Origin of the sequence: Collinsella aerofaciens, from assembly GCF_028206795.1 — a bacterium.
Classification (GTDB): domain Bacteria; phylum Actinomycetota; class Coriobacteriia; order Coriobacteriales; family Coriobacteriaceae; genus Collinsella; species Collinsella aerofaciens_AX.
This window is the reverse complement of record NZ_JAQLFJ010000009.1, coordinates 45,004-71,429: the sequence shown is the minus strand read 5'-3', so window position 1 is coordinate 71,429 and position 26,426 is coordinate 45,004. Positions and strand designations below refer to the sequence as shown.

The window sequence follows — 26,426 nt, the reverse complement described above, 5'->3', positions numbered from 1 at the left end:
CCACACAGATTACGCGCATAAATGGAGCCTGTTTTATGGAACAGGCTCCATTTTTTGTACCGCTCGGGTAAGATAGTCCGCATGAATACTTCAATTGACATTTCCCACATCCGCAACTTCTCAATCGTTGCGCACATCGACCATGGCAAGTCTACGATCAGTGACCGTATCCTCGAGCTCACCCATACCGTTGACGAACGCGACATGGAGTCGCAGCTGCTCGACACCATGGATATCGAGCGCGAGCGCGGCATCACGATCAAGTCCAATGCCGTCCGCGTTTCCTATGACGCCGACGATGGTGAGACGTATCAGTTCAATCTGATCGATACGCCGGGCCACGTGGACTTTACCTATGAGGTCTCGCGCTCGCTGGCCGCCTGCGAAGGCGCGGTGCTCGTCGTCGACGCCACGCAGGGCGTCGAGGCGCAGACCGTCTCCAACGCGACGCTCGCCATGAACGCCAATCTGGACATTGTGCCGGCCATCAACAAGATCGACCTTCCCTCGGCCCATCCCGACGAGGTTAAGACCGAGATCGAGGATGACCTGGCGATCCCTGCCGATGATGCCGTGTGCGTCTCGGGCAAGACCGGCGAGGGCATTCACGATTTGCTGGAGTCCATCGTCTTTTTGATTTCGCCGCCAAAGGGCGATGCAAACGCTCCGCTCAAAGCGCTCATTTTGGATTCGTACTTTGACGAGTATCGCGGTGTGGTGGCTACGGTGCGCGTCTTCGATGGTTCCATCAAAAAGGGCGATACCCTGCTTATGATGCAGGCCAAGGGCGACTTTTTGGTCGACGGCGTGGGCGTCAAGCGTCCTGCCGAGACCCCGGTCGACGCGCTGACGGTCGGCGAGGTCGGATATGTGGTCACGGGCTTGAAGGACCCCGAGGCCGTTCGCGTGGGCGATACCCTTACGTGGGCGTCGAACCCCTGCCCCGAGCCGCTTCCGGGCTACCGCGAGGCCAAGCCCATGGTCTACACGGGCCTGTTCCCGATCGACAACAAGGACTACGAGAATCTGCGCGACGCCCTCGATAAGCTGCACGTCAACGACCCGTCGTTGGTGTGGGAGCCCGAGACCTCGGTGGCGCTCGGCTTTGGCTTCCGCGTGGGCTTCCTGGGCCTGCTGCACATGGAAGTCGTCAAGGAACGCCTGGAGCGCGAGTTCAACCTGGACCTCATTGCCACGAGTCCCTCGGTCGACTATCACGTCTACAAGACCGACGGCGAAATGATCGATGTCCGCAGTCCGCAGGACCTTCCCGAGGCCACACGCATCGATCGTATCGAGGAACCCTACCTCAAGGCAAAGATCATCTGCCCGCCTGAGTACACGGGTGCCGTCATGCAGCTCGCCATTGAGCACCGCGGCGTCACAACCGATATGATCCACCTGACGAGCAAATCGGTCGAGATGCGCTTCGATATGCCGCTCGCCGAGCTCATCTTGGACTTCTTCGATCAGCTCAAGAGCCGCACCAAGGGCTATGCCTCGCTCGACTACGAGTTCAACGAGTACCGTCCCTCCGAGCTCGTGAAGCTCGATATTTTGCTTTCGGGCGACGAGGTGGACGCGCTTTCGTTTATAGTCCATAAGGACAAGGCATATGGCCTGGCCCGTGGCCTGTGCGACAAGCTCAAGGAAATCATCCCGCGTCAGCTGTTCGAGGTTCCCATCCAGGGTGCTATCGGCAACAAGATCATCGCCCGTTCCACCGTCAAGGCGCGTCGCAAGGACGTTCTTGCTAAGTGCTACGGCGGCGATATCTCGCGTAAGCGCAAGCTGCTCGAGAAGCAGAAAGAGGGCAAGAAGCGTATGAAGGCCATCGGATCGGTCGAGGTCCCGCAGGAGGCCTTTATGGCGATCCTCAAGGTGGACGAGTAGGTCCATGGCGCTTTCTGATTACAGCAAGCGGCTGCTGGGCGCCTATGCCGAGCAGCCGTTCCTTATGGCTCCCATGGCGGGCGTTACCGACCCCGCCTATCGCATCATGTGTCGCCGCCGTGGTGCCAACCTTGCCTACAGCGAGATGGTGAGCGTGGCAGGCCTTGCCTATGCCAGCAACAAAACGTGGCGCCTGGTGCTGCCGGCCGACGAGGAGCAGCAGATTTGCGTGCAGCTCTTTGGCTCCAAGCCCGATCAGTTTGCGAGCGCCGTCGCCGCCGTCGAGGAGCGCGTTGGCGATCGCCTGTCGCTGATCGATATCAACATGGCCTGCCCGGCTCGCAAGGTTGTCACCAAGGGCGAGGGTTCGGCGCTCATGCGCACGCCCGACCTGGCGGAGAAGATCGTCGAGGCCACGGTGGGCGCGGCGCATGTGCCCGTGACCGTCAAGATCCGCAAGGGCTTTTATGCCGAGGACCGCAATGCCGCGACATTTGCCCAGATGCTTGAGGGCGCAGGGGCTGCCGCAGTCGCCGTGCATGGTCGTTGCGCCACGCAGCTCTACACCGGCCAGGCCGATTGGTCGGTCGTCGATGAGGTCGCAGATGCCGTTGAGATTCCCGTGATCGGTTCGGGTGATGTGTTCACCGCCGAGGATGCCGCGGTGCATCTGCGAAACTCGGGTGCCAGCGCGGTGTTTATCGCGCGCGGCATCTACGGGAACCCGTGGGTGTTTGGCGATGCTCGCGCTCTTGCGCTCGATGGCACACCGGTGCCGGCGCGCAGCTCTGTCGAGCGCCTGGACGCCCTGCGTGAGCACCTAACGCTGACGCATGAGCTCCTGCCGCTCATGTCGCGTGCCCGTACGTACGCAAGCTGGTACTTAAAAGGCATGCCCCATGCCGCCGCTTGGCGTGCCCATGTGGTGCGCTGCTCCACGTATGAGGAGTTTATGGCGCTGGTCGATGAGATCGAGCATGATGTGGTGGCCTGCGAGGCTGCCCTTGCCGCCGGCGAATCGGTGCCCCCTCATCCGCTGGAGGCTTAAGGGTGGCCGTTACCGCGCTGTACGTGCACGTGCCGTTCTGTGCCCAAAAGTGCCGCTACTGCGACTTCGACTCGCGCAGCTTTGCTTCGTGTGATTTGGATGCCGCGCTCGATTCCTATTTTGAGCAGTTGTATGCGCGCCTCGATTCCTTTGGCGACGCCGGGGCGCTTGCGCAGGTCTGCACGGTCTATACTGGCGGCGGCACGCCATCGCTGGCAGGGGAGCGCCTGGTGGAACTTGCCCGGCGTATCTCCATGTGGTGCAAACCCTTTGAATTTACTTGCGAAGCCAATCCTGAGTCCCTGACCGCTGAGCTCGCCACCGCGCTTGCCGAGGCGGGTGTCACGCGCATCTCTCTGGGCGTGCAAACCCTCGACAATACCGAGCTGGCTGCTATTGGCCGCATTCACGATGCTAATCGCGCACTTGCGGCTATCGCGACGGTGAAGGACGCTGGCCTCGATGTGTCGTGCGACCTGATGTGCGGCCTTCCCGGGCAGACGGCCGCAAACTGGCGGAGCACGCTCGATGGCGTGTTGGCGGCGGCGCCTCATCATGTGTCGGTCTACCCGCTCACGCTCGAGGAGGGGACGCCCCTTTACCGCATGGCGTGCCGTGACGAGTCGCTCGAGCCCGATGAGGATTTTCAGGCTTCGTGCATGGACGCGGCGCGTGAGCGCCTGGGTGCGGCCGGCTACCATCCGTATGAGGTGGCGAGCTACGCGCTCGACGGCCATGAGTGCGCCCATAACATTGCCTACTGGACCGGACGGGGCTACCTGGGCCTGGGCCGTTCTGCCGCCGGTATGCTTGATACTGGGGATTTCGACCGTCTTGCAGGTTTGTTCCCCGGCGTGTCTGCTCGAGGCGACGCGTACCGTGTGCGTTTGGTTCAGCGCGACGATGACGCGACGTCGTTTGAGGCCGAATACCTGTCGCAGCGAGAGGCTGCGGCCGAAGACCTGATGCTCGCTTGTCGCATGACGCGCGGTATTGCGTCCGACCTGTTGGTTCGCGCGGCTCGTGTCATCCCGGCCGATGAGCTGACAGCCGCTTGTGATCGCGCGCTCGAATTGGGTCTTGCCACTTGGGTGCCCGAGACGCTCGGGGTCCATGAGGGACCCTTTACTTCGGCAGATGTCGTCGCGGGCCATGTTCGAGCTCGTTTAGCACCGACACACCTGGGCTGGCTCGATGGAAATGTTCTGTTCGAGCTGTTTTGGGATCTAGCTTAGGCCGCTCGGGTAGAATTACCGGAATATATACGCTGCTGTGAGCAGGAGGTTGCCGCGCATGGCGACGATGAACGAAAAAGATTACTACGAGATTCTAGGTGTCTCCAAGGACGCCACCTCGCGTGATATTCAAAAGGCCTTCCAGCAAAAGGCCCGTAAGCTCCATCCGGACGTCAACAAAGAGCCGGATGCCGAGGAAAAGTTTAAAGAGGTTTCCGAGGCCTACGCCGTGCTTTCGGATGAGCAAAAACGTGCGCGCTACGATGCCATGCGTTCTGGCAATCCCTTTGCCGGTGCCCCTACGGCTTCGCCCTATGGTGGCGGCTATGCCGGCAACACGGGCTATGGCAATCCCTTTGAGGGCGGCTTTCCTTTTGGCGGTGCCTGGGGCCAGCAGCGTCGCGGCCAGGCTGCCTACAATCCCGAGAACGGCGCCAACGTGGTCGTCGATATCAAACTGGACGCCAAGGAGGCCAAGGACGGTGCCCGCAAGACCGTCCGCTATACGCGCTTCGATACCTGTGGTCACTGCGGCGGCTCGGGTTCTGTCTCCTCCGAGCATGCCCATACCTGCCCGAGCTGCGGTGGCCGCGGGCACATCGACGTCGACTTGTCCTTCCTGTTTGGTGCGGGCACGTTCCAGTCGGTCTGCCCCGAGTGCGGCGGTTCCGGTAAGGTCGTGGCCGACCCCTGCCCCGATTGCGGTGGCAGCGGTCGTACTCGCGTAACCTCCGAGCAGACGATTGAGTTTCCTGCCGGCACGCACGATGGCGACGAGGTCCGCATTAGCGGCATGGGTCACGCCGGCACTAACGGTGCCGCTGGCGGTGATCTAGTCGGCCGTGCCCATGTCGAGTCCGAGCGCTTGGAAGGCAAAGCTCGTACCGGTTTTTACCTGATGGGCATCGTGGCGCCGTTTTTGGTACTCTCGGCCATCTCGGGCGTGTTCTCGGCCTTTGCTGTGATGTGCTTTATTCCGTTTACCATGGGCCTGTTCATGGTGCTTTCGGACGGCGTGCTTCATCGCAGCCTGCTGTGGTGGAAGCGCGGTGCGATGCAGTTTGCCAACGGTTTTGCCAATGGCTTCATGTTCGCGCTCGTGTCGGTTTGGTTCGCGAGCTGCTCGCAACGGGCCATGCTTTCGCCTTACGGAATGCAATAACATCAAACCCTCTGTTTGCGGTTGGCCCAGCTTGGGTATAGGACGCACTGTGACAATAATGAAAGTCGGAAGGATTCGGTCGTGTCGGAAAATAGGGATTACTACGAGGTACTTGGCGTCGACAAGGATGCCGACGCGCGGACGATTAAGCGCGCGTTTCTAAAGAAGGCCCGTACCGTACACCCGGACGTTTCGGACGACCCCGAGGCCGAGGCCAAGTTCAAGGAGCTCAACGAGGCCTATTCCGTTCTTTCCGATGAGCAGAAGCGTGCTAACTACGACCGTTACGGCACTGCCGACGGCCCTGGTGGTTCGGGCTACGTCGATATCAACGATATCTTTGGTGGTATGGGCATGGACGACTTGTTCTCGTCGTTTTTTGGCGGCGGTGCCGGCGGTGGCGCCCGCAGCCGTCGCGAGCGTCGTCGCGGTCGTGACATGGCCATCTCGCTTTCGGTGACGCTCGAGGAGGCGGCGCTCGGCTGCAAAAAGACAATCAGCTATGACCGCTTTGCTCCTTGCGAGGACTGCAATGGCACCGGTAGGGCAGAGGGCGCACAGGAAAAGCAGTGCGGCCGCTGCCACGGCACGGGCTATGTCACGACGGTTCAGCGATCGTTTTTGGGCCAGGTTCAGTCTTCCTCGCCTTGCCCCGACTGCCATGGCGAGGGCACGGTTATCGACCATCCCTGCGAGACCTGCGATGGTCAGGGCCGCACGCCTTCGCATGAAAAGATTGACATCGATATTCCCGCCGGCGTTTCGACCGGTCGACAGCTGCGTGTGAGCGGCTTTGGCGAGGCCGGTCTTCGCGGCGAGCCTTCGGGCGACTTGATTGTCAACGTGCGCGTTGCCGACCATGAGCGCTTTAAGCGCAACGGTGACGACCTGTACCTGGTGAGCGATATCTCGATTGCGCAGGCTGCGCTCGGCTGCGAGATCGATGTCGAGGGCATTATGCCCGACGAGGTCGTTAAGGTGTGCGTCCCCGCCGGCGCCCAGTACGGCGACACCGTGAGCGTCAATAATTACGGCATGCCGCGCATTGGCGGTGGCGGTTCGCGTGGCCGCTTGATCGTGCAACTGCGCGTGGTCGTTCCCACCAATCTTTCCAATAAGCAGCGCGAGCTGCTCCGTGCTTTTGCCGACGAGATGGGCGATGACGTCGCTTCCGGTAAGAAGTCGGTGACCGACCGTATCAAGAGTGCCCTCGACGATATCCTCGATTAAGGAGCCCGCGTGCTCGCACCCCATATTTCCGTCGTCAACCTCGGCTGCCGTGTCAACCGGGTTGAGTCTGACCGTATCACTGCCGATCTTATGCGCCTGGGTTTTGCTATGGTGGAGCCCCAGGATGCCGACCTGATCGTCATTAACACCTGTGCCGTTACGGGCGAGGCCGAGGCCAAGACCCGTAAGGCCGTCCGTCATGCGCTGGCCCATCCAAATGAGCCCTATGTAGTCGTGACCGGATGCGTGGTCAATTTGCATCCCGAGGAGCTGTTGGAGCTTTCGGATCGCGTGATTGCCGAGCCGTCTAAGATCGATGTCGCCGAACGTGTCTGCGATGTGCTGGGTGTCGAATCCGATAGTGTGGCCGCCTGCAGCGACAGCGATGTGGTCGACGCTCTGGGTCGCTCGCGTCTGGGTGTGAAGATCCAGGATGGCTGCAACCACCGTTGCACCTATTGCATCGTGTGGAAGGCCCGCGGTCCCGAGCGTTCCGTGCCCGTCGAGTCCGTGCTTGAGCAAGTTCGCGAGGCCCAGGAGGCCGGCGTGCCCGAGGTGGTGCTGACCGGTGTGAACCTGGGTGCCTACGATGGCAAGAGCGCGACCGACGAGCATGTCGAAATCGATGAGCTGCTCGAGGCCATCATGGAGCGCACGACTATTGCGCATGTGCGCATTTCCTCGGTCGAACCCATGGATATCTCTGAGCGCCTGCTTAAGGTTATGGCGCGCTATCCGCAGCGTATTGCCCCGTTTTTGCACCTGCCCGTACAGTCCGGCTGTACGGCGACGCTGCATCGCATGGGTCGTCCCTATAGTGCCGAGGCCTTTGAGGACACGGTGCGCATGATTCGCGCCATCCTGCCGCAGGCGTCTCTTTCGTGCGACGTCATCGTCGGTTTTCCTGGTGAGACGGACGAGGAGTTCGAGGAGTCGCTGGCGCTGTGCCGCCGCGTGGGGTTCTCGCGTATGCACGTGTTCCGCTACAGTAAGCGTCCCGGTACCCTTGCTGCCGACATGCCCGACCAGGTGCCGCCCGAGGTTATGGCCGAGCGCAGCCGCCGTATGCGAGACGCGGCGCAGGAGCTCGCTATCGCCGACGCTCGTCGTCGCGTGGGCACCGTTGAGCGCGCCGTGCTCGAGTATGGTGACAACCTGACGCTCGGTTCGTTCCATCATGCCCGTCTTGACGATACCTGTGGACTTACAGCCCCGTGCCTGCTCGATGTTGCTATCATCGGAGTCGATGATTCCGGCTTGGTCCATGCGCGCAGGGAGGTCCATGGAAGCCTCGAAGATTAGACTTACCGTTCCCGAGGGAGTTGATCCCTCGCGTGTTTTGGGCGCCGGCGACGGCGTCCTTCGTGCGCTCGAGAGCTTGGTTCGCGCTCACGTGGTCGCCCGTGGCGATAGGATCTCCGTGAGCGGCGACCCGGACGAGGTCGAGCTCGTGGCTCGCTTTTTCGAACATGCTTTTCGCGAGGCGGCGGCCGGTCGTACCCTGTCTGCCGACGATGTCTCGCGTTGCCTGGCCGTCTTGCGCGACGGCGAGCATGAGGCCACATCGCTTCGCGATGACGTGCTGCTTTCGTATCGCGGTCGCGTCATTCGTCCCAAGACGCTTGGGCAAAAGCGCTATGTGGATGCCATTCGCTCGCATACCATCACCTTTGGCTTGGGTCCTGCCGGTACCGGTAAGACCTATCTGGCCATGGCGCTCGCCGTTGCCGCGCTCAAGCGCCATGAGGTGGGCCGTTTGATCTTGACGCGTCCGGTTGTCGAAGCAGGGGAGAACCTGGGCTTTTTGCCCGGCACCCTCGAGGAAAAGATCGATCCGTACATGCGCCCGCTCTACGATGCCCTTTTTGACATGATGGATCGTGAGCGCACCGATGAGCTTATGGAGCGCGGCGTGATCGAGATCGCCCCGCTCGCCTACATGCGCGGTCGTACGCTGAGCGATGCTTTCGTGGTGCTCGACGAGGCGCAAAATACCACGCCCGAGCAGATGAAGATGTTCCTGACACGCCTTGGATTCAACTCCAAGTTCGTGATTACCGGCGACCTCAGCCAGCGCGACCTGGTGGGTCGTCGTGGTGGCTTGGCGGATGTCGAGAAGATTTTGGGCCGTGTCGACGATGTGGCATTTTCTCACCTCGAGCGTGCCGACGTGGTGCGTCATGCCCTAGTGGGTTGTATCGTTGAGGCATATGATGCTTATGATGACGTGCGTGAGCAACGCTCACGCGACCGAAAGGAGTCCCGTTGAGTGTATTGATCAGCAACGATGCCGAGCTCGATACGCTGCTCGATGCTCAGGAGGTGGAGCACATCTGCGAGGTCGTGCTTGCCGCCGAGGGCGTTGAGCGTGAAGTCGAGATTTCCCTTTCGTATGTCGACGAGGACGAGATGCACGAGCTCAACCACGAGTGGCGCGGTATCGACCGCACCACCGATGTGCTCTCGTTTGAGTGCGATTCGGCCTTTGACGATGACATTCCCGCCGATGAGGCGCTCGAGCTCGGCGATATCATCTTGGCCCCGCAGGTTATTGCCCGTCAGGCCCCCGGTTTTGGCAATAGCCCCGCTGACGAGTGCCGTCTGATGCTCGTTCACGGCATGCTGCACCTGCTGGGCTATGACCACATCGAGGACGACGAGGCCGAGGTTATGGAGGCCCGCGAGGACGCTATCCTGCGCGATCTGGCGCTCGAGCGCGGCGAGGATCCCAAACTGGTTCACGTCGGCCCCATCACCAATCATGCCCACGACTAGGAGCCGTTTATGATTCCCGGATCGAACAAGGACCATCCGTCCTTTTTAAAGTCGTTCTCCTACGCCATGGAGGGCTTCGTCACCGCCGTCAAGACCGAGCGCAACATTAAGGTCATGCTCGTGGCGGGCGTGTGCACCGTCATTGCCGGCTGCATCGTGGGGCTCGACATTGCCGAGTGGGCCACGATTATCATCTGCTGCGGCCTGGTGATTCACGGCGAGCTGTGCAATACCGCCATGGAGGCCATTGTCGATCTGGCGACCCAGGAGCTCCATCCGCTGGCAAAACGCGCCAAGGACATCGCCGCCGCCTCTGTATACGTTCTTTCCATCACCGCCGCGATTGTGGGCGTGCTGGTATTTGCCCACGCGCTCGGCTTTATTTAGAAAGGGATTCCCATGTCCGACAATATGCAGTCTACCGATGAGATTTTGGACGACGAGTCCCCGGATGCTAAGGCGACCGAGGCCTATGAGGAAGTCGAGGAGTTCGACCCGTTTGAGGGCATGAGCGACGAGGAGCTCGACGCCCTGTGCGATGAGGACGACAGCCTCGCGGGCTTTGGCGACGTTGAGCCCGGTTTCCGCAGTGGCTTCGTGGCCTTGGTCGGCCGCCCCAACGCCGGTAAGTCAACGCTGCTCAACGCCTGCTATGGCAAAAAGGTCGCCATCACCTCGCCGGTGGCCCAGACGACCCGCCGCCGCATGCGCGCCGTCGTCAACCGCCCCGGCTACCAGCTGGTCTTTGTCGATACCCCGGGTATCCACAAGCCCAAGGACGGTCTAGGGTCCGAGCTGAACAAGAGCGCGCTGTTCGAGCTGAACGATGTCGATGTTGTCGCGTTTTTGATTGATGCCACCAAACCGATCGGCAGGGGAGACGCCTGGGTTGCCGAGCGTGTCAAGAATGCCCGTTCCAAGAAGGTCCTGGTGCTCACCAAGGCCGATGAGGCCGACCCCGCACAGGTCATGGAGCAGCTTAAGGCAGCCCACGAGCTTATGGACTTTGACGACGAGATCGTGACGTCGTCGGTCAAGAACTTCAACGTCGATGCCTTTATCGAGACCGTTGCGCACTTTTTGCCCGAGGGCCCGCGTTGGTTCCCCGAGGACATGGGTACCGACGCTTCTGACGAGACGCTCGTTGCCGAGTTTGTGCGCGAGAAGGTCTTGCGCCGCACCCGTGATGAGATCCCTCACTCCGTTGGCGTAATCTGCGACGCGCTCGAGCAGACCAAGAAGGTGCTGCGCGTGCACGCCACTATTTACGTCGAGCGCGAGGGCCAAAAGGGCATCATCATCGGCAAGGGCGGCGAGATGATCAAGCATATCGGTATCGACGCCCGTCGCGATCTTGAGCGCATTTTTGGCACGCAGGTCTTTTTGGAGCTGGACGTGAAGGTCAAGGCCGGCTGGCGTGACGACGAGGCCCAGATTCGCCGCTTTGGCTACAACGCCGAGGACTAAGGACGCGCAGCGCGCATGGCAGGCTCCCGGACATATCGCACGAAGGTGCTCGTGCTCGACAAGACCAAGCTCAAAGAGACCGATCTGATTCTGACGATGCTTGACGAGCGGGGTCGTCAGGTTCGTGCCGTGGCAAAGGGGGCCCGCAAACCCGGTGGGCGCTTGGCGGCGCGCTGCGAATTATTCTGTACCGTCGATATGCTGCTCGCACATGGACGCTCGCTCGACGTTGTTTCTCAGGCCGAGCTTTTGGAAGCGCCGGTTGGCGCCGCGCCCGATTACGAGACGACCTGCGCCGCAAGCGCGATTGCCGAGGTCGCGCGCGTGTGCTCATTCGAGGACGCCGAGGACCCGTTTACCTTTGCCATCACGCAGCGGGCGCTCACGCTTGTCGGCTGTGGGCTCGACTCGGCACATATGGACCTGCTCGTGGCGGCCTTTGTCTTTAAACTTCTGTCGCACGTGGGCTATCGACCCGATTTTTCGGCCTGCGTGCTGTGCGGAGACCCCATGCTGTCGTACTTTTCGCCCCAGGCGGGCGGGCTCATGTGCGGTTCGTGCGCGTCGAGCGTTCCGGGTGCCGAGCTGGTTTCGACCGGTGAGGTCGAGTGGCTGCGCGCCCTCATGTCCATGACCTTCGATGCACTCATGGTCGAGCGAATCGACCCGCATACGGCGGCGTTCTTGCTCGGGCTTTCGCATGTGTGGGCTGCGACGCACACCGACCAGCGCCTCCGTGCGATGGAATTCATGTTGGGTCGGTGATGATGCGCATGGGCGGTCTGCTTGTGGTAACATACCGACCTGTTGGTACCTCGACCTTGGATGCTCGCTCCACCGACGGCTTCCCAGTCCGAGGCGAATAGTGTCGCCCGCGGGCGACAAGAAACGAAAGGTGAAACAATGACTGTTTCCAAAGAGCGCAAGGCTGAGCTGACTGCCCAGTTCGGTAACACCCCGGTCGACACCGGCAACCCCAAGGTTCAGGTCGCCATCCTGTCCGAGCGCATCAAGGAGCTGACCGAGCACATGAAGTCCCACCAGAAGGACTTCCACACCCGTCGTGGCCTGCTCATGCTCGTCGGCCGTCGTCGTCGTCTTCTCTCCTACATCAAGAAGAACGACATCGTCGAGTACCGTGAGCTCATCAAGGCTCTGGGCATCCGCGACAACATCCAGTAAGGATTTGTACATGCTAAGAGCGTCCTGCGCAGCGGGGCGCTCTTTTTGTGTAAGGGCGCGAACAATCACGCTCTGAAGCGTGGCGGGGGCAGGGGGCCCGCGTCACATGAGAAGCCCACAGGCAAGGGGCCTGTGGGGTAAAGGAGAACAATGACACTCGTATCCAAGACCTTTGAGCTGTACGGCAAGACCTACACCTTTGAGTCCGGCGAGCTTGCCAAGCAGGCCACCGGCGCCTGCCTGGTCAAGCAGGGCGACACCACGATGCTCGACACCGTGGTTGTCTCCAAGGAGCGCAAGAACTACGACTTCTTCCCGCTGACCGTCGACTTCAACGAGAAGATGTACGCAGCCGGCCGCATCCCGGGTGGTTACCTCAAGCGTGAGGGCCGTCCCAGCGAGAAGGCCACGCTCACCGCGCGCATGATTGACCGTCCGATTCGCCCGAGCTTCCCGGACGGCTTCCGCAACGAGGTGCACATTGTCGCCACCTCGCTCGTCGCCGACCAGGTCAACCCCTTCGACGTCATCAACGTCATGGGTGCCTCCCTGGCCATGACGCTCGGCGGCGTGCCCTTCGAGGGTCCGCTTGCCTGCGTGCGCATCGGCCGCAACGTGGAGACCGGCGAGTTTATCGTCAACCCCACCTATGAGGAGCGCGAGAACTCCGATCTGGACCTGGAGCTGGGTGGCTCCGCCGACTTCATCTCGATGGTCGAGGCCGGCGCCGAGGAGATCTCCGAGGACGACATGCTCGCCGCCATGAAGTTTGGCCAGGAGGCCCTTGCTGCCTTCTGCCAGGCTCAGGACGAGTTTGTCGCCGAGTGGGAGCAGGTCAACGGCGCCATCGTCAAGAAGGAGTACCCGCTCGACCAGCCCGTCGAGGAGGTCCAGGAGCGCATCTTCGCCCACTACGACGAGATGGCAGCCGCCCTTCGCGACGCCGACAAGCTCTCCCGTATCGGTAAGGTCGAGGCTCTGAAGGAGTCCATCCGTGCCGAGTTCACCGAGGAGGAGCAGTCCGCTTGGGAGCGCGAGATTCCCGTGGCGCTCAAGAAGCTCGAGAAGAAGGCTATGCGTACCATGGTCGTCGAGACCGGCGAGCGCGTCGACGGCCGTGCCGCCGATGAGATTCGCCCCATCATGGTGAAGGATAACTACCTGCCGCTCGTTCACGGCTCCGGTCTGTTCCAGCGTGGCCAGACCCAGGTGCTTTCCGTCCTGTCGCTCGGTATGCTCAACGAGGGCCAGCGTCTGGATACCATCGAGCCCACCGAGGGCAAGCGCTACATGCACCACTACAACTTCCCGCCGTTCTGCACCGGCGAGACCGGCCGCATGGGCAGCCCCAAGCGCCGCGAGATCGGCCACGGCAACCTGGCTGAGCGCGCTTTGCTTCCGGTGCTCCCCGACGAGAACGAGTTCCCCTACGCCATCCGCGTCGTCTCCGAGGTCATGGAGTCCAACGGCTCCTCTTCGATGGCTTCGACCTGCGGCTCCACGCTCGCCCTTATGGACGGCGGCGTGCCCATTAAGCGCCCGGTCTCCGGTATCGCCATGGGCCTGATCCAGGAGGAGGGCAAGACCGTGGTCCTGTCCGACATCCAGGGTCTCGAGGACTTCCTTGGCGACATGGACTTTAAGGTCACCGGCACCACCGAGGGCATTACCGCTCTGCAGATGGACAACAAGGCCACTGGTCTTACCTTTGACATCTTGGCCCGCGCCCTGCAGCAGGCCAAGGAGGGTCGCGCCTTCATCCTGCAGAAGATGCTCGATGTGATCCCCGAGCCGCGCCACACCACGCGCAGCACCGCTCCGCGTATCGTCTCCATCCAGGTTCCGACTGACAAGATTCGCGACGTCATCGGTTCCGGCGGTAAGGTCATCCGCGGCATCCAGGACGAGACCGGCGCTTCGGTCGACATCCAGGAGGACGGCACCGTCTTTGTCGGCGGCACCGGCGAGTCCGTCGATCAGGCTGTCGAGCGTATCAAGCTCATCATCAAGGTTCCCGAGCCGGGCGAGGAGTACACCGGTCGTGTGGTCTCCATCCAGCCCTTCGGTGCCTTCGTCAACCTGCTGCCCGGCAAGGACGGCCTGCTGCACATCTCCCGCGTCGCCAAGGGCCGCGTGGAGAAGGTCGAGGATGTCCTTAACGTGGGCGACGAGGTCAAGGTCGTCGTCATTGAGGTCGACGATCGCGGCAAGATCTCGCTCGATCGTCTTGACAAGCCCGAGGCTCCGGCTCGCGCCGAGGGTACCTCCGAGGGCGACGGCGAGCACTTCCAGCGTCGTGAGCGTCCGCGTCGCGAGCGCTCCGAGCGCAGCGACCGTCCGCGCCGTCCCGGCGACAACGGAGGCCGCAAGCCCCGCCGTCACCACGACGCCGAGTAACAGCCGTACATAAGCAGCACCGCAAGGGCGACTCCGGACAGGGGTCGCCCTTTTGCTTGCGCCCGGGAGGGCCGCATATGAAATTTCCTGCTCTACAGTCCTGCGCAAGACGGAAAGCACATTAAGTGCTTTCCTTTGCGTGCGGAACTCGCGATAAACTTCATATGCGGCCCTCCCGGGCGCAAGCAAAAGGACTGGTTAGTGCCGCTCGCAATTTAGTTAGACAGTCTATTCAGTAGTCAGATTTCGGATTTGTAGATAGACGCTGCAGCATTTCCCCAGATAAAATCGACCAAAATTAACCTGTCCCTTATTGGCCGGTTTCCCGTGGGGCGGGCACTGATGAAGTTTATCGCGAGTTCCGCACGAACAGGAGGCCACTTAATGTGGCCTCCGTCGTGAGCAGGACTGTAGAGCAGGAAACTTCATCAGTGCCCGCCCCACGGGAAACCGGCGGGATAGACCAGTTCAGATGGGGCTTTGATGCATGGGTGGTCTGTTGTTGTGCAAATGGGTATCATACTGTAGTTATTGCATCGACTCTGCGATGCATGTTTGTACGTTCCCGACGGTCGGTTTGCCAGAAGCGCCCCGTCGGTTGTTCCAGACCCGTTTCGAAGAAAGGAAACCACACTAACCTATGGCAGCTAAAAAATCATCTCCCTTGAAGATCATCCCGCTCGGCGGCCTTGATGGCATCGGCAAGAACATGACGGTCTTCGAGTGCGGCGACGACATGGTGCTCGTCGACGCCGGTCTTATGTTCCCGGATGACTCCCAACCCGGTATCGACCTGGTGCTTCCCGACTACACCTATGTTCTGGAGAACGAGGAGAAGCTCCGCGGTATCATCGTTACTCACGGCCACGAGGACCACACCGGTTCGCTTCCGTACCTGCTGCAGGACCTCAACAACAAGGTGCCCATCTTCTCGAGCAAGCTGACGCTTGGCTTTATCGAGGGCAAGCTTTCTGAGTTCCGCATCCGCGCACCCAAGTTCCGCGAGGTCAAGGGCGGCAGCCATGTCAACCTCGGCGGCATCTCGCTCGACTTCTTCTCGATGACGCACTCCATCCCCGGCGCTCTGGGCGTGTTCATCCGCACCAATCAGGGCACCGTTATGCACACCGGCGACTTTAAGCTCGACCAGACGCCCATCGATGGCGTTACGCCCGACTATGCCGCTATCAGCCGCTTTGCCAAGCAGGGCATCGACCTGCTGCTTTCCGACTCCACCAATGCCACGGTTCCCGGCTTTACCAAGTCCGAGGCCGAGGTTGGTCCCAACCTGTTGCACGCCATCAAGAACGCCCCGGGTCGCGTGTTCGTCGCGTCGTTCTCGAGCCACATCCATCGTCTGCAGCAGATCTGCGATGCCGCCCGCAAGTGCGGCCGTAAGGTCGTTGTGACCGGTCGCTCCATGCTCACGAACACCCGCGTGGCGCGTGAGCTGGGCTACCTCAACATCGATGACGCCGATATCATCGATGCCTTCGATATCGATAACCTGCCCGACGATAAGATTGTCGTCATGTGCACCGGTTCGCAGGGCGAGCCGCTGTCGGCCCTGTCCCGCATGGCCAATGGCGAGCACAAGACGCTCTCCATCCACGAGGGCGATACCGTTATCCTTTCGGCAACTCCTGTTCCTGGCAACGAGAAGGCCGTCCAGCAGGTCGTCAACAGCCTGGCCAAGCTCGGCTGCGACGTGTGGGATAAGAACCGCGCTCTCGTCCACGTCTCGGGTCACGGTAGCCAGGAGGAGCTCAAGCTCCTGATGGCCATGGCCAAGCCCACGTACTTTATGCCGGTTCACGGTGAGGCCGTGCATCTGCGCGCCCATGCGCAGCTGGCCCGCAAGATGGGCATCAAGGACGATCATATCTTTATCCTCGATAACGGCGACACGCTCGAGATGCGCGGTGGTATCGTCAAGCGCGGTACGCCCGTCGAGTCCGGTGTCGTTTACGTCGACGGCCTGCGTATCGGCGATACCGACCCCATCGTCCTGCGCGATCGCCAGAAGCTCGCCAACGACGGTATGGTCACGGCCGTTGCCATCGTCTCCCTCAAACACAAGAAGATCGAGGCCATCGAGTTCTCGGGCCGCGGCGTCTCGTTTGCCATCGACGACCAGTTCTCCGAGGATGCCTCCGCGTCCATTATGAAGACGATCGAGAAGGGTAAGTTTAGCTTTACCAGCAGCGGTTCCGATGCCATTCGCAAGGCCGTGCGCGATTCGCTCTCTAACTTTATCTGGAGCCGTACGCGCACCCGTCCGATGATCATCCCGGTCGTCATGGAGGTTTAGTTTGGCGCGCGGATCTGCACAAAACGCCAAAGGCAATAAGGCCAATAACCAACCGGCATCTGCTAAGGGTGCCGGTTCCCATCTGCGTGCCAATAAGGGCCACGAGTCCGAGTTTGATGAGTTTGAGCCCCTGGTCGAGCCTTCGGCCAATCGCGATATCGCCGGTGTGGTCATCGCCGTTTTGGCGATCGCGTCCTTCATTGCCGTGATCTCTCCGGCAACAGCGCCCGTGACGGCTGCGGTTGCCGGTTTCTACCACCTGGGCTTTGGTCTGGGCGCCTATGTGCTGCCGATCGTCATCTTGCTGTTTGCCGCCACGCTCTTTTTGGGTGAGGACTCGCCGCTCAACGTGCGCTCTGTTGCGGGCGGCGCCTTGGTCTTTATCGCCGTCGTCTCCATTCTTTCGCTGATGGTGCCGGGCACGAGCGATTCGTGCGACCTTATGTTTACGCCGCAGAACCTTTCCGTGTCGGGCGGCTACATTGGCGCCTTTATCGCAAGTGCCTTGCAAAACGCCTTGGGTAAACCTATCGCCATGGTTGTCTTGCTGGGGCTTGTCGTCGTTGGTTTGGTCATTATCGGCTTTTCGGTGGGTGGCGTTTTGCGCTCCGCACGCGATCGCGCTGCCGATTTTGCCGAGCGTCGACGTGCCGATGTCAATGCGAGCCCGTGGGGCGATGAAGAGGCCCTGTCTGTTCCCGGCGTCGCTCGTCCGCACCTGAGCATTTTGCGCCAGAAGGGGACTGACGCCGCGGTGACCACGGTCATGGGTGGCGATGTCGACCCGGTTTTGGATGACGACGAGGACGATGACCCGTTTGTCGACGTATCCGAGTCGGTTGAAGCCGAGCGGGCCAAGACCACGCTGCTGCCGCGCCGTCATGCCAAGAAGGGCAAGACGGTTCCCAAGCTCAATACGAGTGAGCCCGACCCGTCTTGGTCCGATAGCGAGATTGAGCTCACCGAGGGCGATGACGAGGACGACGAGGCTCCGATTGAGACCGCAAAGACAACTTTGCTGCCGCGTCGCCATGCAAAGCGCGGCCAGGTCACCGGACAGCTTTCGATGGAGGACGATCCGGACAAGGTTGACGAGTCCGAGCCGCCGTTTGCCGTGAACCCTGTTTCGGCCGCACCTCAGATTCCCGACTTCTTAAAGCATCCCAAGGTTGCCGATGCGCCTGCCACGAGTGCTGTCGAATCGGCTGCGGCTCGTGATGGGGGAGCGGACGGCGGCGCCGCAGATAACGAGGGCGAAGAAGAGGACGGCCTCAAGCTTCCGCCGCTCGAAATCCTACATGCCAACCCGCAGTCGGCTTCTGCCGCGTCTTCGGATAAGGAGCTGGAGCAGACCGCTGAGTCACTGCAATCCACCTTGCTTGAGTTTGGCCGCAGTGCCCGCGTGGTCGGCTGGATCGCCGGCCCCACGGTGACGACCTTTAAGCTGCAACCTGGCGAGGGCGAGCGCGTGAGCAAGATTTCGAGCCTCGAGGACGATATTGCGCTTTCGCTCGCCGCCCAGTCGGTTCGTATCTTTGCCCCGATCCCCGGCACCTCTCTCGTTGGTATCGAGATTCCCAACCGCAAGCGCCAGAACGTCAATCTGGGCGACGTGCTGCCCTATGTGAAGGGCGGTCCGCTCGAGCTCGCCATCGGCCGCGACGCCGAGGGCACGCCGGTTGTCGCCGACCTCGCCAAGATGCCTCACCTGTTGATTGCCGGTACGACCGGTTCTGGTAAGTCGGTGATGATCAACTCCATCATCACGACCTTGCTCATGCGCGCCCTTCCCGAGGACGTTCGCCTGATCATGGTCGACCCCAAGCGCGTCGAGCTTGCGGGCTATAACGGTCTGCCGCATCTCTATGTGCCCGTGGTGACCGAGCCCAAGCAGGCCGCGAGCGCTCTGCAATGGGCTGTGTCCGAGATGGAGCGTCGCCTGAAGGTCTTCGAGCGTCTCAACGTGCGTAAGATCTCGACCTACAACGAAAAGCAGGCTGCTGGCGAGTTTGAGCATTACGACAATCCGCCGCAAAAGATGCCCTACCTTGTCATTATCATTGACGAGCTCTCTGACCTGATGATGGTCGCCGGTAAGGATGTCGAGGCCTCGATCGTGCGTATTGCACAGCTGGGCCGTGCCGCCGGTATTCACCTTATCGTTGCCACGCAGCGCCCCAGCTCCAACGTGGTGACGGGCCTCATTAAGGCCAACATCACCAACCGTATCGCCTTTAACGTCGCCACGGGCATCGACTCGCGCGTCATCATCGACCAGATGGGCGCCGAGAAGCTCACCGGTTTGGGCGACATGTTGTTCTCCAAGGTCGACTGGGGCAAGCCCCGCCGTATCCAGGGCTGCTTTGTCTCGGATGATGAGATCAACGAGATTGTCGAGTTCGTCAAGTCGCAGAGTGAGCCCGACTACCACGAGGAGATTCTGTCCGCCGTGGCGCCCGCTTCCATGTCCATGGCTGGTGGCGGCGGCATTGTCCGCACCGGAGTAGCCGAGCCGCAAGACGATGATCCGCTCATTTGGGAAGCCGCCCATATTGTGGTGGAATCGCAGCTTGGCTCCACATCTGGCCTGCAACGTCGTCTGAAGGTTGGCTATGCGCGTGCCGGGCGTATTATGGACATGCTGGAAGAAAAGGGTGTCGTCGGCCCGCCCGACGGTTCCAAGCCGCGCGAGGTCCTGTTGGACGAGGAGGGGCTTGCCGCGCTGGAATCTGTCGACGCCGAGATGGCACGTGAAGATCGTGAGTTTGGAGGATTCTGATGGCTGCACGCTTTGGTGACATGCTGCTCGAGCAGCGTCGCCGAATGGGCCTTTCCATTCAGCAGGTCGCCAACACCATCAAAATCAGGCCGCAGATCATCGAGTTTTTCGAGACCGGTAACTTTGCTTCGATGCCGCCGCGCGGCTATGCGCAGGGCATGATTTCGAGCTATGCTCGCTTTTTGGGCCTCAATCCGCGCGAGGTCGTCAATGCCTACTTTGACGAGCTGATGGCATACGAGCGCGAGACGTCGCAGCAGGGCGGTCGTTTTCAGGACGCCGCCGGCTATGTCAATTCACGTTCCTCGGTGGATAATGGGCGCTTCTTGATGGTTCAGGGTGGTCGCTCAACGCGTTATGGTCAGCGTCCGCAGCAGGCTGGCTATATTACCGAGACGGGTTCGGGCGAGGAGATTCGCTCACAGCGTGACCGGTTCCGCAGTACGCCGATGCCCGAGGACCGTGCACTTCCCGCTGCCCGCGGCGTGGCGCGTGACCCTCGTGCCGGCTACGGCGACGGCGGCTATTCCGATCGCGGTCACCGTGGTATCTCCACCGGACGTTCTCGCAGTGGCTATGCGGACGCCGATGCCACGCAGGTGACGCCGCGTCTTCGCTCTCAATCACAGCCGTATGGCCAGCGCTCTTCGGCTCCACGTGCGTGCCAGCGTGGCTATCAAGGCCGCGGTGAACTTGCGCCCCGCTCGGGTCAGCGCAGCCTTCAGGGCCAGGGTGGCTATCGCGGCCGTTCCGACAGCAATCGTGGTCGTATGCCTCAGGGAGGCGGCCGCAGCAGTTCCAGTCGTGGACGCGGCGGTTCCCGTACTCCTCAAAACAACGGTCTCGATCCGCGTATCGTCTACGCCGGCATCGGTGCCGTGGCGTTGCTGCTGATCGTGCTCATCGTGGTACTTCTGCGCGGCTGCGCATCTTCGACGCCCGAGACCACGCCCGAGACGCCCACTGCTACCAAGACGACGCCCAAGAAGTCCTCTAAGAAGACCGAAACGGTCGACGAGGATGAGGACACCGATGAGGCGACGGATGAGTCGACCGATTCGGACGCCACCAAGACGACGGCTAAAAAGGAAGAAAACGAGGTAACGAAGGTCAAGGTCTCCGTTGCCAAGGGAAAGACCGCCTGGATTGAGGTCAAGGTCGATGGCAAGTCGGTCTATGGCGCCCAGGCGACTGGCCCCTTTGAGCAGGAGTACACGCCTGAGTCCTCGATCGAGATCACCACGTCCAAGCCTTCCGATGTCACCGTTACCAAGAACGGCGAAAAGGTCCGTTACGATACCAAGACCTCGGGCGTGGCGCGTGTGACGATCACCGTTCCCAAGAAGGAGACGACTGGTTCCGAGAATGGTGAAAGTTCTGATGGTACCGACACCACCGATGGTGCCGACACCACCGACGGCACCGATGCCCAATCCACGGATGGCGCCGATACCGCAACTGACGGCCAGACGCCCACCGATTCTACCGACTATTCGTACGATAGCTACTAAGCCGCTCGTACGCGAAAGGAAACATCATGGCTAAAGATTCCAGCTTCGACGTCGTGTCCGAGGTCAACATGCAAGAGGTCGACAACGCCTTCCAGCAAACCACGCGTGAGATTTCCCAGCGCTATGACCTGAAGGATTCCGGCGCCACGATCGAGCTTTCGAAGGGCGACAAGCTCTTTACGATCAACGCCCCGGCCGACTTTGTCTCCAAGCAGATTATCGACGTGCTGAGCTCCAAGCTCATCAAGCGCGGCATCGACCTCAAGGCTGTCTCGTGGGATGCTCCGCAGGCGGCATCGGGCGGCACCGTGCGCGTGCTCGGCCATATCGTCGAGGGTATCGACCAGACGACCGCCAAGAAGATCAACAAGGACATCAAGGACCAAAAGCTCAAGGTCAAGGTGACTATCGAGGCCGACAAGCTGCGTGTTTCCTCTGCTTCGAAGGACGCGTTGCAGACCGTGATCCAGTTCCTGCGCGACCAGGACTACGGCCAGCCGCTGCAGTTCACCAACTACCGCTAATATCATTCGAAAGGACTGCTCTCCAACATGGATACACCGTTGGGCTCCGTGCTCTACATCACCCTCGGGTGCGCTAAGAACGAGGTTGACACCGACCGCATGCGTTCTCTTTTGACCGCCGCGGGCTACGAGGAGGCATTCGACCCACAGGATGCCGATATCGCCATCGTCAATACATGCTCGTTCCTCGCCTCCGCAACGTCCGAGAGCATCGAGACCACGCTCGAGCTCGCCAACGAGGTTCAGGACGGCGTTCGTTCTTGTCCCATCGTCATGTGCGGCTGTGTGCCGTCGCGCTATGGCGACGACCTGCCTGACGAGCTGCCCGAGGTCGCTGCCTTTGTGAAGGCCGACGAGGAGGATGGCATTGTGACGGTCATCGATGGCGTGCTGGGTGTCGAGCGTGAGATTGCCGCCTATATTCCGCAGGTCAAGCGCACCGTCGAGGGCGCTGTCGCCTACGTCAAGATCTCCGATGGCTGCAACCGCTTCTGTAGCTTCTGCATGATCCCGTATATCCGCGGTCGTTATCACTCGCGCAATGCCGAGAGCATTATTTCCGAGGTGCGCGACTTGGTTGCCGGTGGCGTGCGAGAGATCGTGCTGATCGGCCAGGACACGGGTATTTGGGGCACCGACTTTGCCGACGAAGACGTCACCGATGGCTCGCCGCGCAATCTGGCGCAGCTGCTGCATGCCGTCGCCGAGGCCGTGCGCCCGCACAACGTCTGGGTCCGCGTGCTCTACCTGCAGCCCGAGGGCATGACCGACGAGCTTATCGATACGATTCGCGATACGCCCGAGGTACTGCCTTATATCGATATCCCCGTGCAGCACTGCGACGCGCGCATCCTCAAGGCTATGCGCCGTTCTGGTTCGCGCCAGGAGCTCGAGGACCTGTTCCGTGATCTGCGTGAGCGTATCCCCGGCATTGTGATCCGTTCCACGGCCATGGTCGGCTTCCCGACCGAGACCGACGATGAGTTCCGCGACCTTATCGACTTTATGGACACCGTCGGCTTTGACTACACGAGCGTCTTTGCCTACTCGCAGGAGGAGGGCAGCCTGGCCGCTAAGATGGAGGGTCAGGTCGATGAGGAGGTCAAGCTCGAGCGCGCCCAGGAGGCCATGGACCTGGCCGAGTCGCTCGGTTTTGCCGCCACCGCCGCACATGTGGGCGAGCGCGCCCAGGTGATTGTCGACGGCATCGAGGAGACCGAGGACGGCGCCGAGCTGATCGGCCACGCTTGGTTCCAGGCGCCCGATTCCGATGGCGCGGTGCACTTGGACGCCAGCGAGGCGTCCGTGGGCGATATTCTGACGGTCGAGTTTACCGATAGCTTCTGCTATGAGCTTATCGGCCATGTTGTGGAGTAGGAGAGCATCGTGGCAAACGAGAGCAATAAGGAACTGACGAGTGTTTGGACGCCCGCCAACATCGTGACGTGCGTTCGCATCGTCTTTATCCCGGTGTTCATGATCGTGTCGGCGCTTTCTCACACGAGTGTTGCCGGTACAGATTGGAGCACCTTCGACGGCCCGCTCGCCGCCGCTGCCTTCATTCTGTATGTGATCCTGTCGTGCACCGATAAGGTCGACGGTTATCTGGCGCGCTCGCGCAACGAGATTACCGATTTCGGTAAGTTCTTGGACCCCATCGCCGATAAGCTGCTGGTGTTCTCGGCTCTGCTGCTGTTCTTGGATTTTGGCGCTGTGACCGTGTGGTCCGTGTTCATTATCCTGTTCCGTGAGCTTCTGGTGAGCGCCCTTCGCATGGTCGCGAGTGCCGCCGGCGTGGTCGTTGCCGCCGATAAGCTTGGCAAGTACAAGACGGCGACCACGATGGTCTCCATCTGCGGTTACCTGTGCGTCTTTGCGATGGCCGGCTTGCACCTTGGCCCGCTGGCGCTGACGCTCGGCATCTACTCGGTGTCGCGCTTCCTGTACGCCGTTGCCGTTGTCCTGACCGTTATCTCGGGCGCCCAGTACTTCTGGAACTGCCGCAAGATCGTCTTTTCGGTCTAGGTCCTGGTGGGTATGACGGACTCTTTTGAGCAGATTTCCGCACATAACGAGGAGCTGGCGCGTCATATTGTCGAGCGCGCGAGCGCTCGGGGCGTGACGGTTTCGACGGCTGAGTCGCTGACAGCAGGTATGATTGCCTCGACGATTGCCGATATCCCGGGCGCCTCGGCGGTGCTGCGTGGCGGTGCGGTGACCTACTGCGATGAGATCAAGCATCGCGTTTTGGGCGTTGATCAGGAGACGCTCGACCGCTATACCGCGGTGTCGCATCAGACCGCGCGCGAGATGGCGGCGGGTTCGCTGGAGCTGTACCAGAGCGATATTGCAGTGAGCGCAACGGGTTATGCCGGCCCCGGCGGCGGCACTGAGGACGATCCGGCTGGCACTTTCTATATTGGCTGGGCGTATCGCGCGGCTGATGGGGAAGTGCCGGTCGTGGACTCTGTGCGCTGCCACTATGAGGGCGACCGTTCGTGTGTTCGTGCCCATGCGGTCGCGGAGGCATTGGGACGCATTGCCCTTTTGCTCAACTCTATGGAATAGACGTGTTTTAAGGGGCCTTAGGGCCCCTTAATTGTGGAGATAGGGACCTCTGACAAATTCAGCGTTTTTGCTGGTCATAGGTTTATTTTCGCCTTCCTTGCTTATATTTGGCCCTATGTGGTCAAGCATTTGGTCAGTATTTGGTCGGCGTTTGGTTGGGTTTTGGAAAGACTGCCTGCATATGATTTATCTGAACGGTTGACCACGAACAGCCGTTCGTTTATTATCGATGCAGGTTGTTAAGAGGAGGGCTTTTCATGGCCAAGAATTCAGGTCCCGTACGTACCGTTCATGCTCGCACGACGGGTAAAGAGCGCGATGAGATGATCGCCACCACCAAGGCCGAGATCGAGAAGAAATTCGGCCAGGGTTCCATCATGAGGTATGGTGACGGCGGCCCCGAGCTTGAGGTTGAGGCCATCCCCACGGGCGCTCTGGCACTCGATGCCGCTCTGGGTATCGGCGGTGTGCCGCGCGGCCGTATCGTCGAGATTTACGGTCCTGAGTCCTCCGGTAAGACGACGCTTTCGCTCGAGATCCTGGCCGAGGCCCAGGCAATGGGTGGCGTGGTGGCATTTATCGATGCCGAGCACGCGCTCGATCCCACGTATGCCGCGCGCATTGGCGTGGATATCGACGAGGTACTGATTTCCCAGCCCGATACGGGTGAGCAGGCGCTCGAGATTGTTGACATGCTCGTGCGTTCCGGCGCCATCGATGCCATCGTCGTCGACTCCGTCGCCGCGCTGACCCCGCGTGCCGAGATCGAGGGAGAGATCGGCGATACCACGGTCGGCTTGCAAGCTCGCCTGATGAGCCAGGCGCTCCGCAAGCTTGCCGGCTCGCTGTCCAAGTCCAACACGACGTGCATCTTCATTAACCAACTGCGTGAGAAGATCGGCGTCATGTTCGGCAACCCCGAGACCACGACGGGCGGCCGCGCCCTTAAGTTTTTCTCTTCGGTGCGTATCGACATTCGCCGCATCGACAGCATTAAGCTTAAGGATGAGGTTATCGGTAACCGCGTGCGCGCCAAGGTCGTTAAGAACAAGGTGGCAGCTCCGTTCCGTTCTGCTGAGTTTGACATCATGTACGGTACGGGCATCTCTAAGGAGGGCTCGATTCTGGACATGGCTGTCGAGTGCGGCATCTGCAAGAAGATGGGCTCCTGGTTTGCCTATGGCGAGGACAAGCTCGGCAACGGTCGCGAGGCCGCCAAGGCGTTCCTGCGCGAACACCCCGATTGCGCCGACGAGATTGAGCATAAGGTCCGCCTTGCCTGCGGGCTTGAGTTTGACGACGATGCTCCATCCGAGGTCGAGCTGACCGATCAGCCTGCGCCTGAGGAGTTTGACGAGCTTTACGCCATCGATGGTTCCGCCATGCTCGATGATGACGACGAGTAGCGGTTACGCTCATGTCGTATACGGTGACCGAGGCCACGGTCGTCTTTCCCGATAAGAAGGCGGCCTCCTCGTTCTCGAGCGGGTATGCGTCCAAAAAGCCTTGCGCACATATCGATTGTGAGCTTGAGGGCGGTTTTGAGCGGTCCATTTGGATTCCCGCGCGGGTCGCGCGCCTGTATGTCAAAAACCGCCCCGATCTTCCCTGTGATTGGGACAACTTTCGTGAGGCGGTGCAGCTCGTCGAGCGTAAATGTGCACTTACCATGGTGACCGAGATGCTATCGCGACGCGACCATGCGACGGGCGAGGTCCGTGACAAGCTGGCTCGCTACGGCTTTCACCAGACCGCGATCGATTTCGCCGTCGAGCGCGCCACCGAGTATCGCTTTTTAGACGAGAACCGCTTTTGCTCGTACTTTATCGAGGAACGCAAGCGGCGCGGTTGGGGACAGCGTAAAATCGAGACCGAGCTCAAGCGCCGTCATGTCGTGCTCGATGACATTCCCGGTTATCCCGAGGACTATTTTGCCGTCGAAGACGATTTGGCGCGTGCGTCAGCCCTGCTCGCCAAGCGGCGTGTTCCAGAGACGCGCGGATTCGAAAAACTGGTTCGGTTTTTGATGGGCAAGGGCTTCTCGTATCACATCGCCGCCGATGCCGTTAAGGCACGTCTCGATGCCGAACGTGAGGAATGTGCGGTTTAGGCGTATGCGTTTTGTGGCCCTGCCGTTCACCGCGTTTTAGCCGCCGTGCTGGGGCCATTTATTTGACAGTTGTTGTGGTTCAACGTACGATAAACACTGTCATTTGCTTTGTGATATGTGCTCATCTGTGATGAGTTTGTTTATATGTTTATCTGTATCCGACCCGCATAAGCTGCGCCCATATTACTCAAATGTCGCGAGCCGTTCGTAAGGACGGTTCGCTTTGTTGTGTAA

General features: G+C 60.6%; 22 protein-coding genes. All 22 read left to right on the top strand.

The window, feature by feature from the left end; translation table 11 throughout:
* The first annotated feature begins 81 nt into the window (after nt 1-81).
* The 22 genes from lepA to PMX70_RS07195 all read left to right on the top strand — a co-directional run bounded on the left by lepA (nt 82) and on the right by PMX70_RS07195 (nt 26,192).
* Nucleotides 82-1,893, top strand: a complete 1,812-nt coding sequence (lepA, locus tag PMX70_RS07300; RefSeq protein WP_117776228.1) for a translation elongation factor 4 — start codon at nt 82-84, stop codon at nt 1,891-1,893.
* Nucleotides 1,894-1,897: 4 nt separating this feature from the next.
* Nucleotides 1,898-2,941 carry a tRNA dihydrouridine synthase DusB gene (gene dusB / locus PMX70_RS07295; RefSeq protein ID WP_271743232.1) on the top strand — a complete coding sequence of 348 codons (1,044 nt, stop codon included), beginning with the start codon at nt 1,898-1,900 and terminating at the stop codon, nt 2,939-2,941.
* A 2-nt stretch (nt 2,942-2,943) separates the two neighbouring features.
* Nucleotides 2,944-4,176, top strand: a complete 1,233-nt coding sequence (gene hemW, locus PMX70_RS07290; protein WP_271743231.1) for a radical SAM family heme chaperone HemW — start codon at nt 2,944-2,946, stop codon at nt 4,174-4,176.
* A gap of 58 nt (nt 4,177-4,234) precedes the next feature.
* Nucleotides 4,235-5,338 carry a DnaJ domain-containing protein gene (locus PMX70_RS07285; RefSeq protein ID WP_187362361.1) on the top strand — a complete coding sequence of 368 codons (1,104 nt, stop codon included), beginning with the start codon at nt 4,235-4,237 and terminating at the stop codon, nt 5,336-5,338.
* A gap of 81 nt (nt 5,339-5,419) precedes the next feature.
* On the top strand, nt 5,420-6,568 hold the full coding sequence (gene dnaJ / locus PMX70_RS07280) for a molecular chaperone DnaJ (RefSeq protein ID WP_117773521.1): 1,149 nt from the start codon (nt 5,420-5,422) through the stop codon (nt 6,566-6,568).
* 9 nt (nt 6,569-6,577) lie between these two features.
* Nucleotides 6,578-7,870 carry a MiaB/RimO family radical SAM methylthiotransferase gene (locus PMX70_RS07275; protein ID WP_117773520.1) on the top strand — a complete coding sequence of 431 codons (1,293 nt, stop codon included), beginning with the start codon at nt 6,578-6,580 and terminating at the stop codon, nt 7,868-7,870.
* A complete protein-coding gene (locus tag PMX70_RS07270) occupies nt 7,851-8,837 on the top strand; it encodes a PhoH family protein (protein ID WP_117773519.1) in 987 nt (328 codons plus the stop codon). The genes PMX70_RS07275 and PMX70_RS07270 overlap by 20 nt, the downstream gene beginning before the upstream one ends.
* Nucleotides 8,834-9,343 (top strand): rRNA maturation RNase YbeY, encoded by a 510-nt coding sequence (gene ybeY, locus PMX70_RS07265; RefSeq protein WP_271743230.1) that lies wholly within the window; start codon nt 8,834-8,836, stop codon nt 9,341-9,343. The genes PMX70_RS07270 and ybeY overlap by 4 nt, the downstream gene beginning before the upstream one ends.
* A gap of 9 nt (nt 9,344-9,352) precedes the next feature.
* Complete coding sequence (locus PMX70_RS07260) at nt 9,353-9,730, top strand: diacylglycerol kinase family protein (protein ID WP_117639888.1); 378 nt, start codon at nt 9,353-9,355, stop codon at nt 9,728-9,730.
* A 12-nt stretch (nt 9,731-9,742) separates the two neighbouring features.
* Nucleotides 9,743-10,810 (top strand): GTPase Era, encoded by a 1,068-nt coding sequence (gene era, locus PMX70_RS07255; protein WP_197032771.1) that lies wholly within the window; start codon nt 9,743-9,745, stop codon nt 10,808-10,810.
* A gap of 15 nt (nt 10,811-10,825) precedes the next feature.
* Nucleotides 10,826-11,575: a DNA repair protein RecO gene (gene recO, locus PMX70_RS07250; protein WP_117839853.1), complete on the top strand. Its 750-nt coding sequence runs from the start codon at nt 10,826-10,828 to the stop codon at nt 11,573-11,575.
* A gap of 138 nt (nt 11,576-11,713) precedes the next feature.
* Nucleotides 11,714-11,992, top strand: coding sequence for a 30S ribosomal protein S15 (gene rpsO / locus PMX70_RS07245; protein ID WP_035138510.1), 279 nt, complete (start codon nt 11,714-11,716; stop codon nt 11,990-11,992).
* Nucleotides 11,993-12,142: 150 nt separating this feature from the next.
* Nucleotides 12,143-14,389, top strand: coding sequence for a polyribonucleotide nucleotidyltransferase (locus PMX70_RS07240; RefSeq protein ID WP_117773517.1), 2,247 nt, complete (start codon nt 12,143-12,145; stop codon nt 14,387-14,389).
* Nucleotides 14,390-15,029: 640 nt separating this feature from the next.
* Nucleotides 15,030-16,700 (top strand): ribonuclease J, encoded by a 1,671-nt coding sequence (locus PMX70_RS07235; RefSeq protein WP_117654800.1) that lies wholly within the window; start codon nt 15,030-15,032, stop codon nt 16,698-16,700.
* Between the two features lies 1 nt (nt 16,701).
* Nucleotides 16,702-19,479, top strand: coding sequence for an FtsK/SpoIIIE family DNA translocase (locus PMX70_RS07230; RefSeq protein ID WP_231501558.1), 2,778 nt, complete (start codon nt 16,702-16,704; stop codon nt 19,477-19,479).
* Entirely contained in the window at nt 19,479-20,990 is a 1,512-nt protein-coding gene (locus PMX70_RS07225) for a helix-turn-helix domain-containing protein (protein WP_117773515.1), read from the top strand. The genes PMX70_RS07230 and PMX70_RS07225 overlap by 1 nt, the downstream gene beginning before the upstream one ends.
* Nucleotides 20,991-21,016: 26 nt before the next feature.
* On the top strand, nt 21,017-21,514 hold the full coding sequence (locus tag PMX70_RS07220; protein WP_117758513.1) for a YajQ family cyclic di-GMP-binding protein: 498 nt from the start codon (nt 21,017-21,019) through the stop codon (nt 21,512-21,514).
* Nucleotides 21,515-21,541: 27 nt separating this feature from the next.
* Nucleotides 21,542-22,891: a 30S ribosomal protein S12 methylthiotransferase RimO gene (gene rimO, locus PMX70_RS07215; protein WP_117773514.1), complete on the top strand. Its 1,350-nt coding sequence runs from the start codon at nt 21,542-21,544 to the stop codon at nt 22,889-22,891.
* 99 nt (nt 22,892-22,990) lie between these two features.
* Nucleotides 22,991-23,539 (top strand): CDP-diacylglycerol--glycerol-3-phosphate 3-phosphatidyltransferase, encoded by a 549-nt coding sequence (gene pgsA, locus PMX70_RS07210; protein ID WP_231500751.1) that lies wholly within the window; start codon nt 22,991-22,993, stop codon nt 23,537-23,539.
* A 12-nt stretch (nt 23,540-23,551) separates the two neighbouring features.
* Nucleotides 23,552-24,082, top strand: a complete 531-nt coding sequence (locus tag PMX70_RS07205) for a CinA family protein (RefSeq protein ID WP_117773513.1) — start codon at nt 23,552-23,554, stop codon at nt 24,080-24,082.
* A 257-nt stretch (nt 24,083-24,339) separates the two neighbouring features.
* Entirely contained in the window at nt 24,340-25,488 is a 1,149-nt protein-coding gene (recA, locus tag PMX70_RS07200) for a recombinase RecA (RefSeq protein WP_022094695.1), read from the top strand.
* 11 nt (nt 25,489-25,499) lie between these two features.
* A complete protein-coding gene (locus PMX70_RS07195) occupies nt 25,500-26,192 on the top strand; it encodes a regulatory protein RecX (RefSeq protein WP_117773512.1) in 693 nt (230 codons plus the stop codon).
* Nucleotides 26,193-26,426 lie beyond the last annotated feature (234 nt).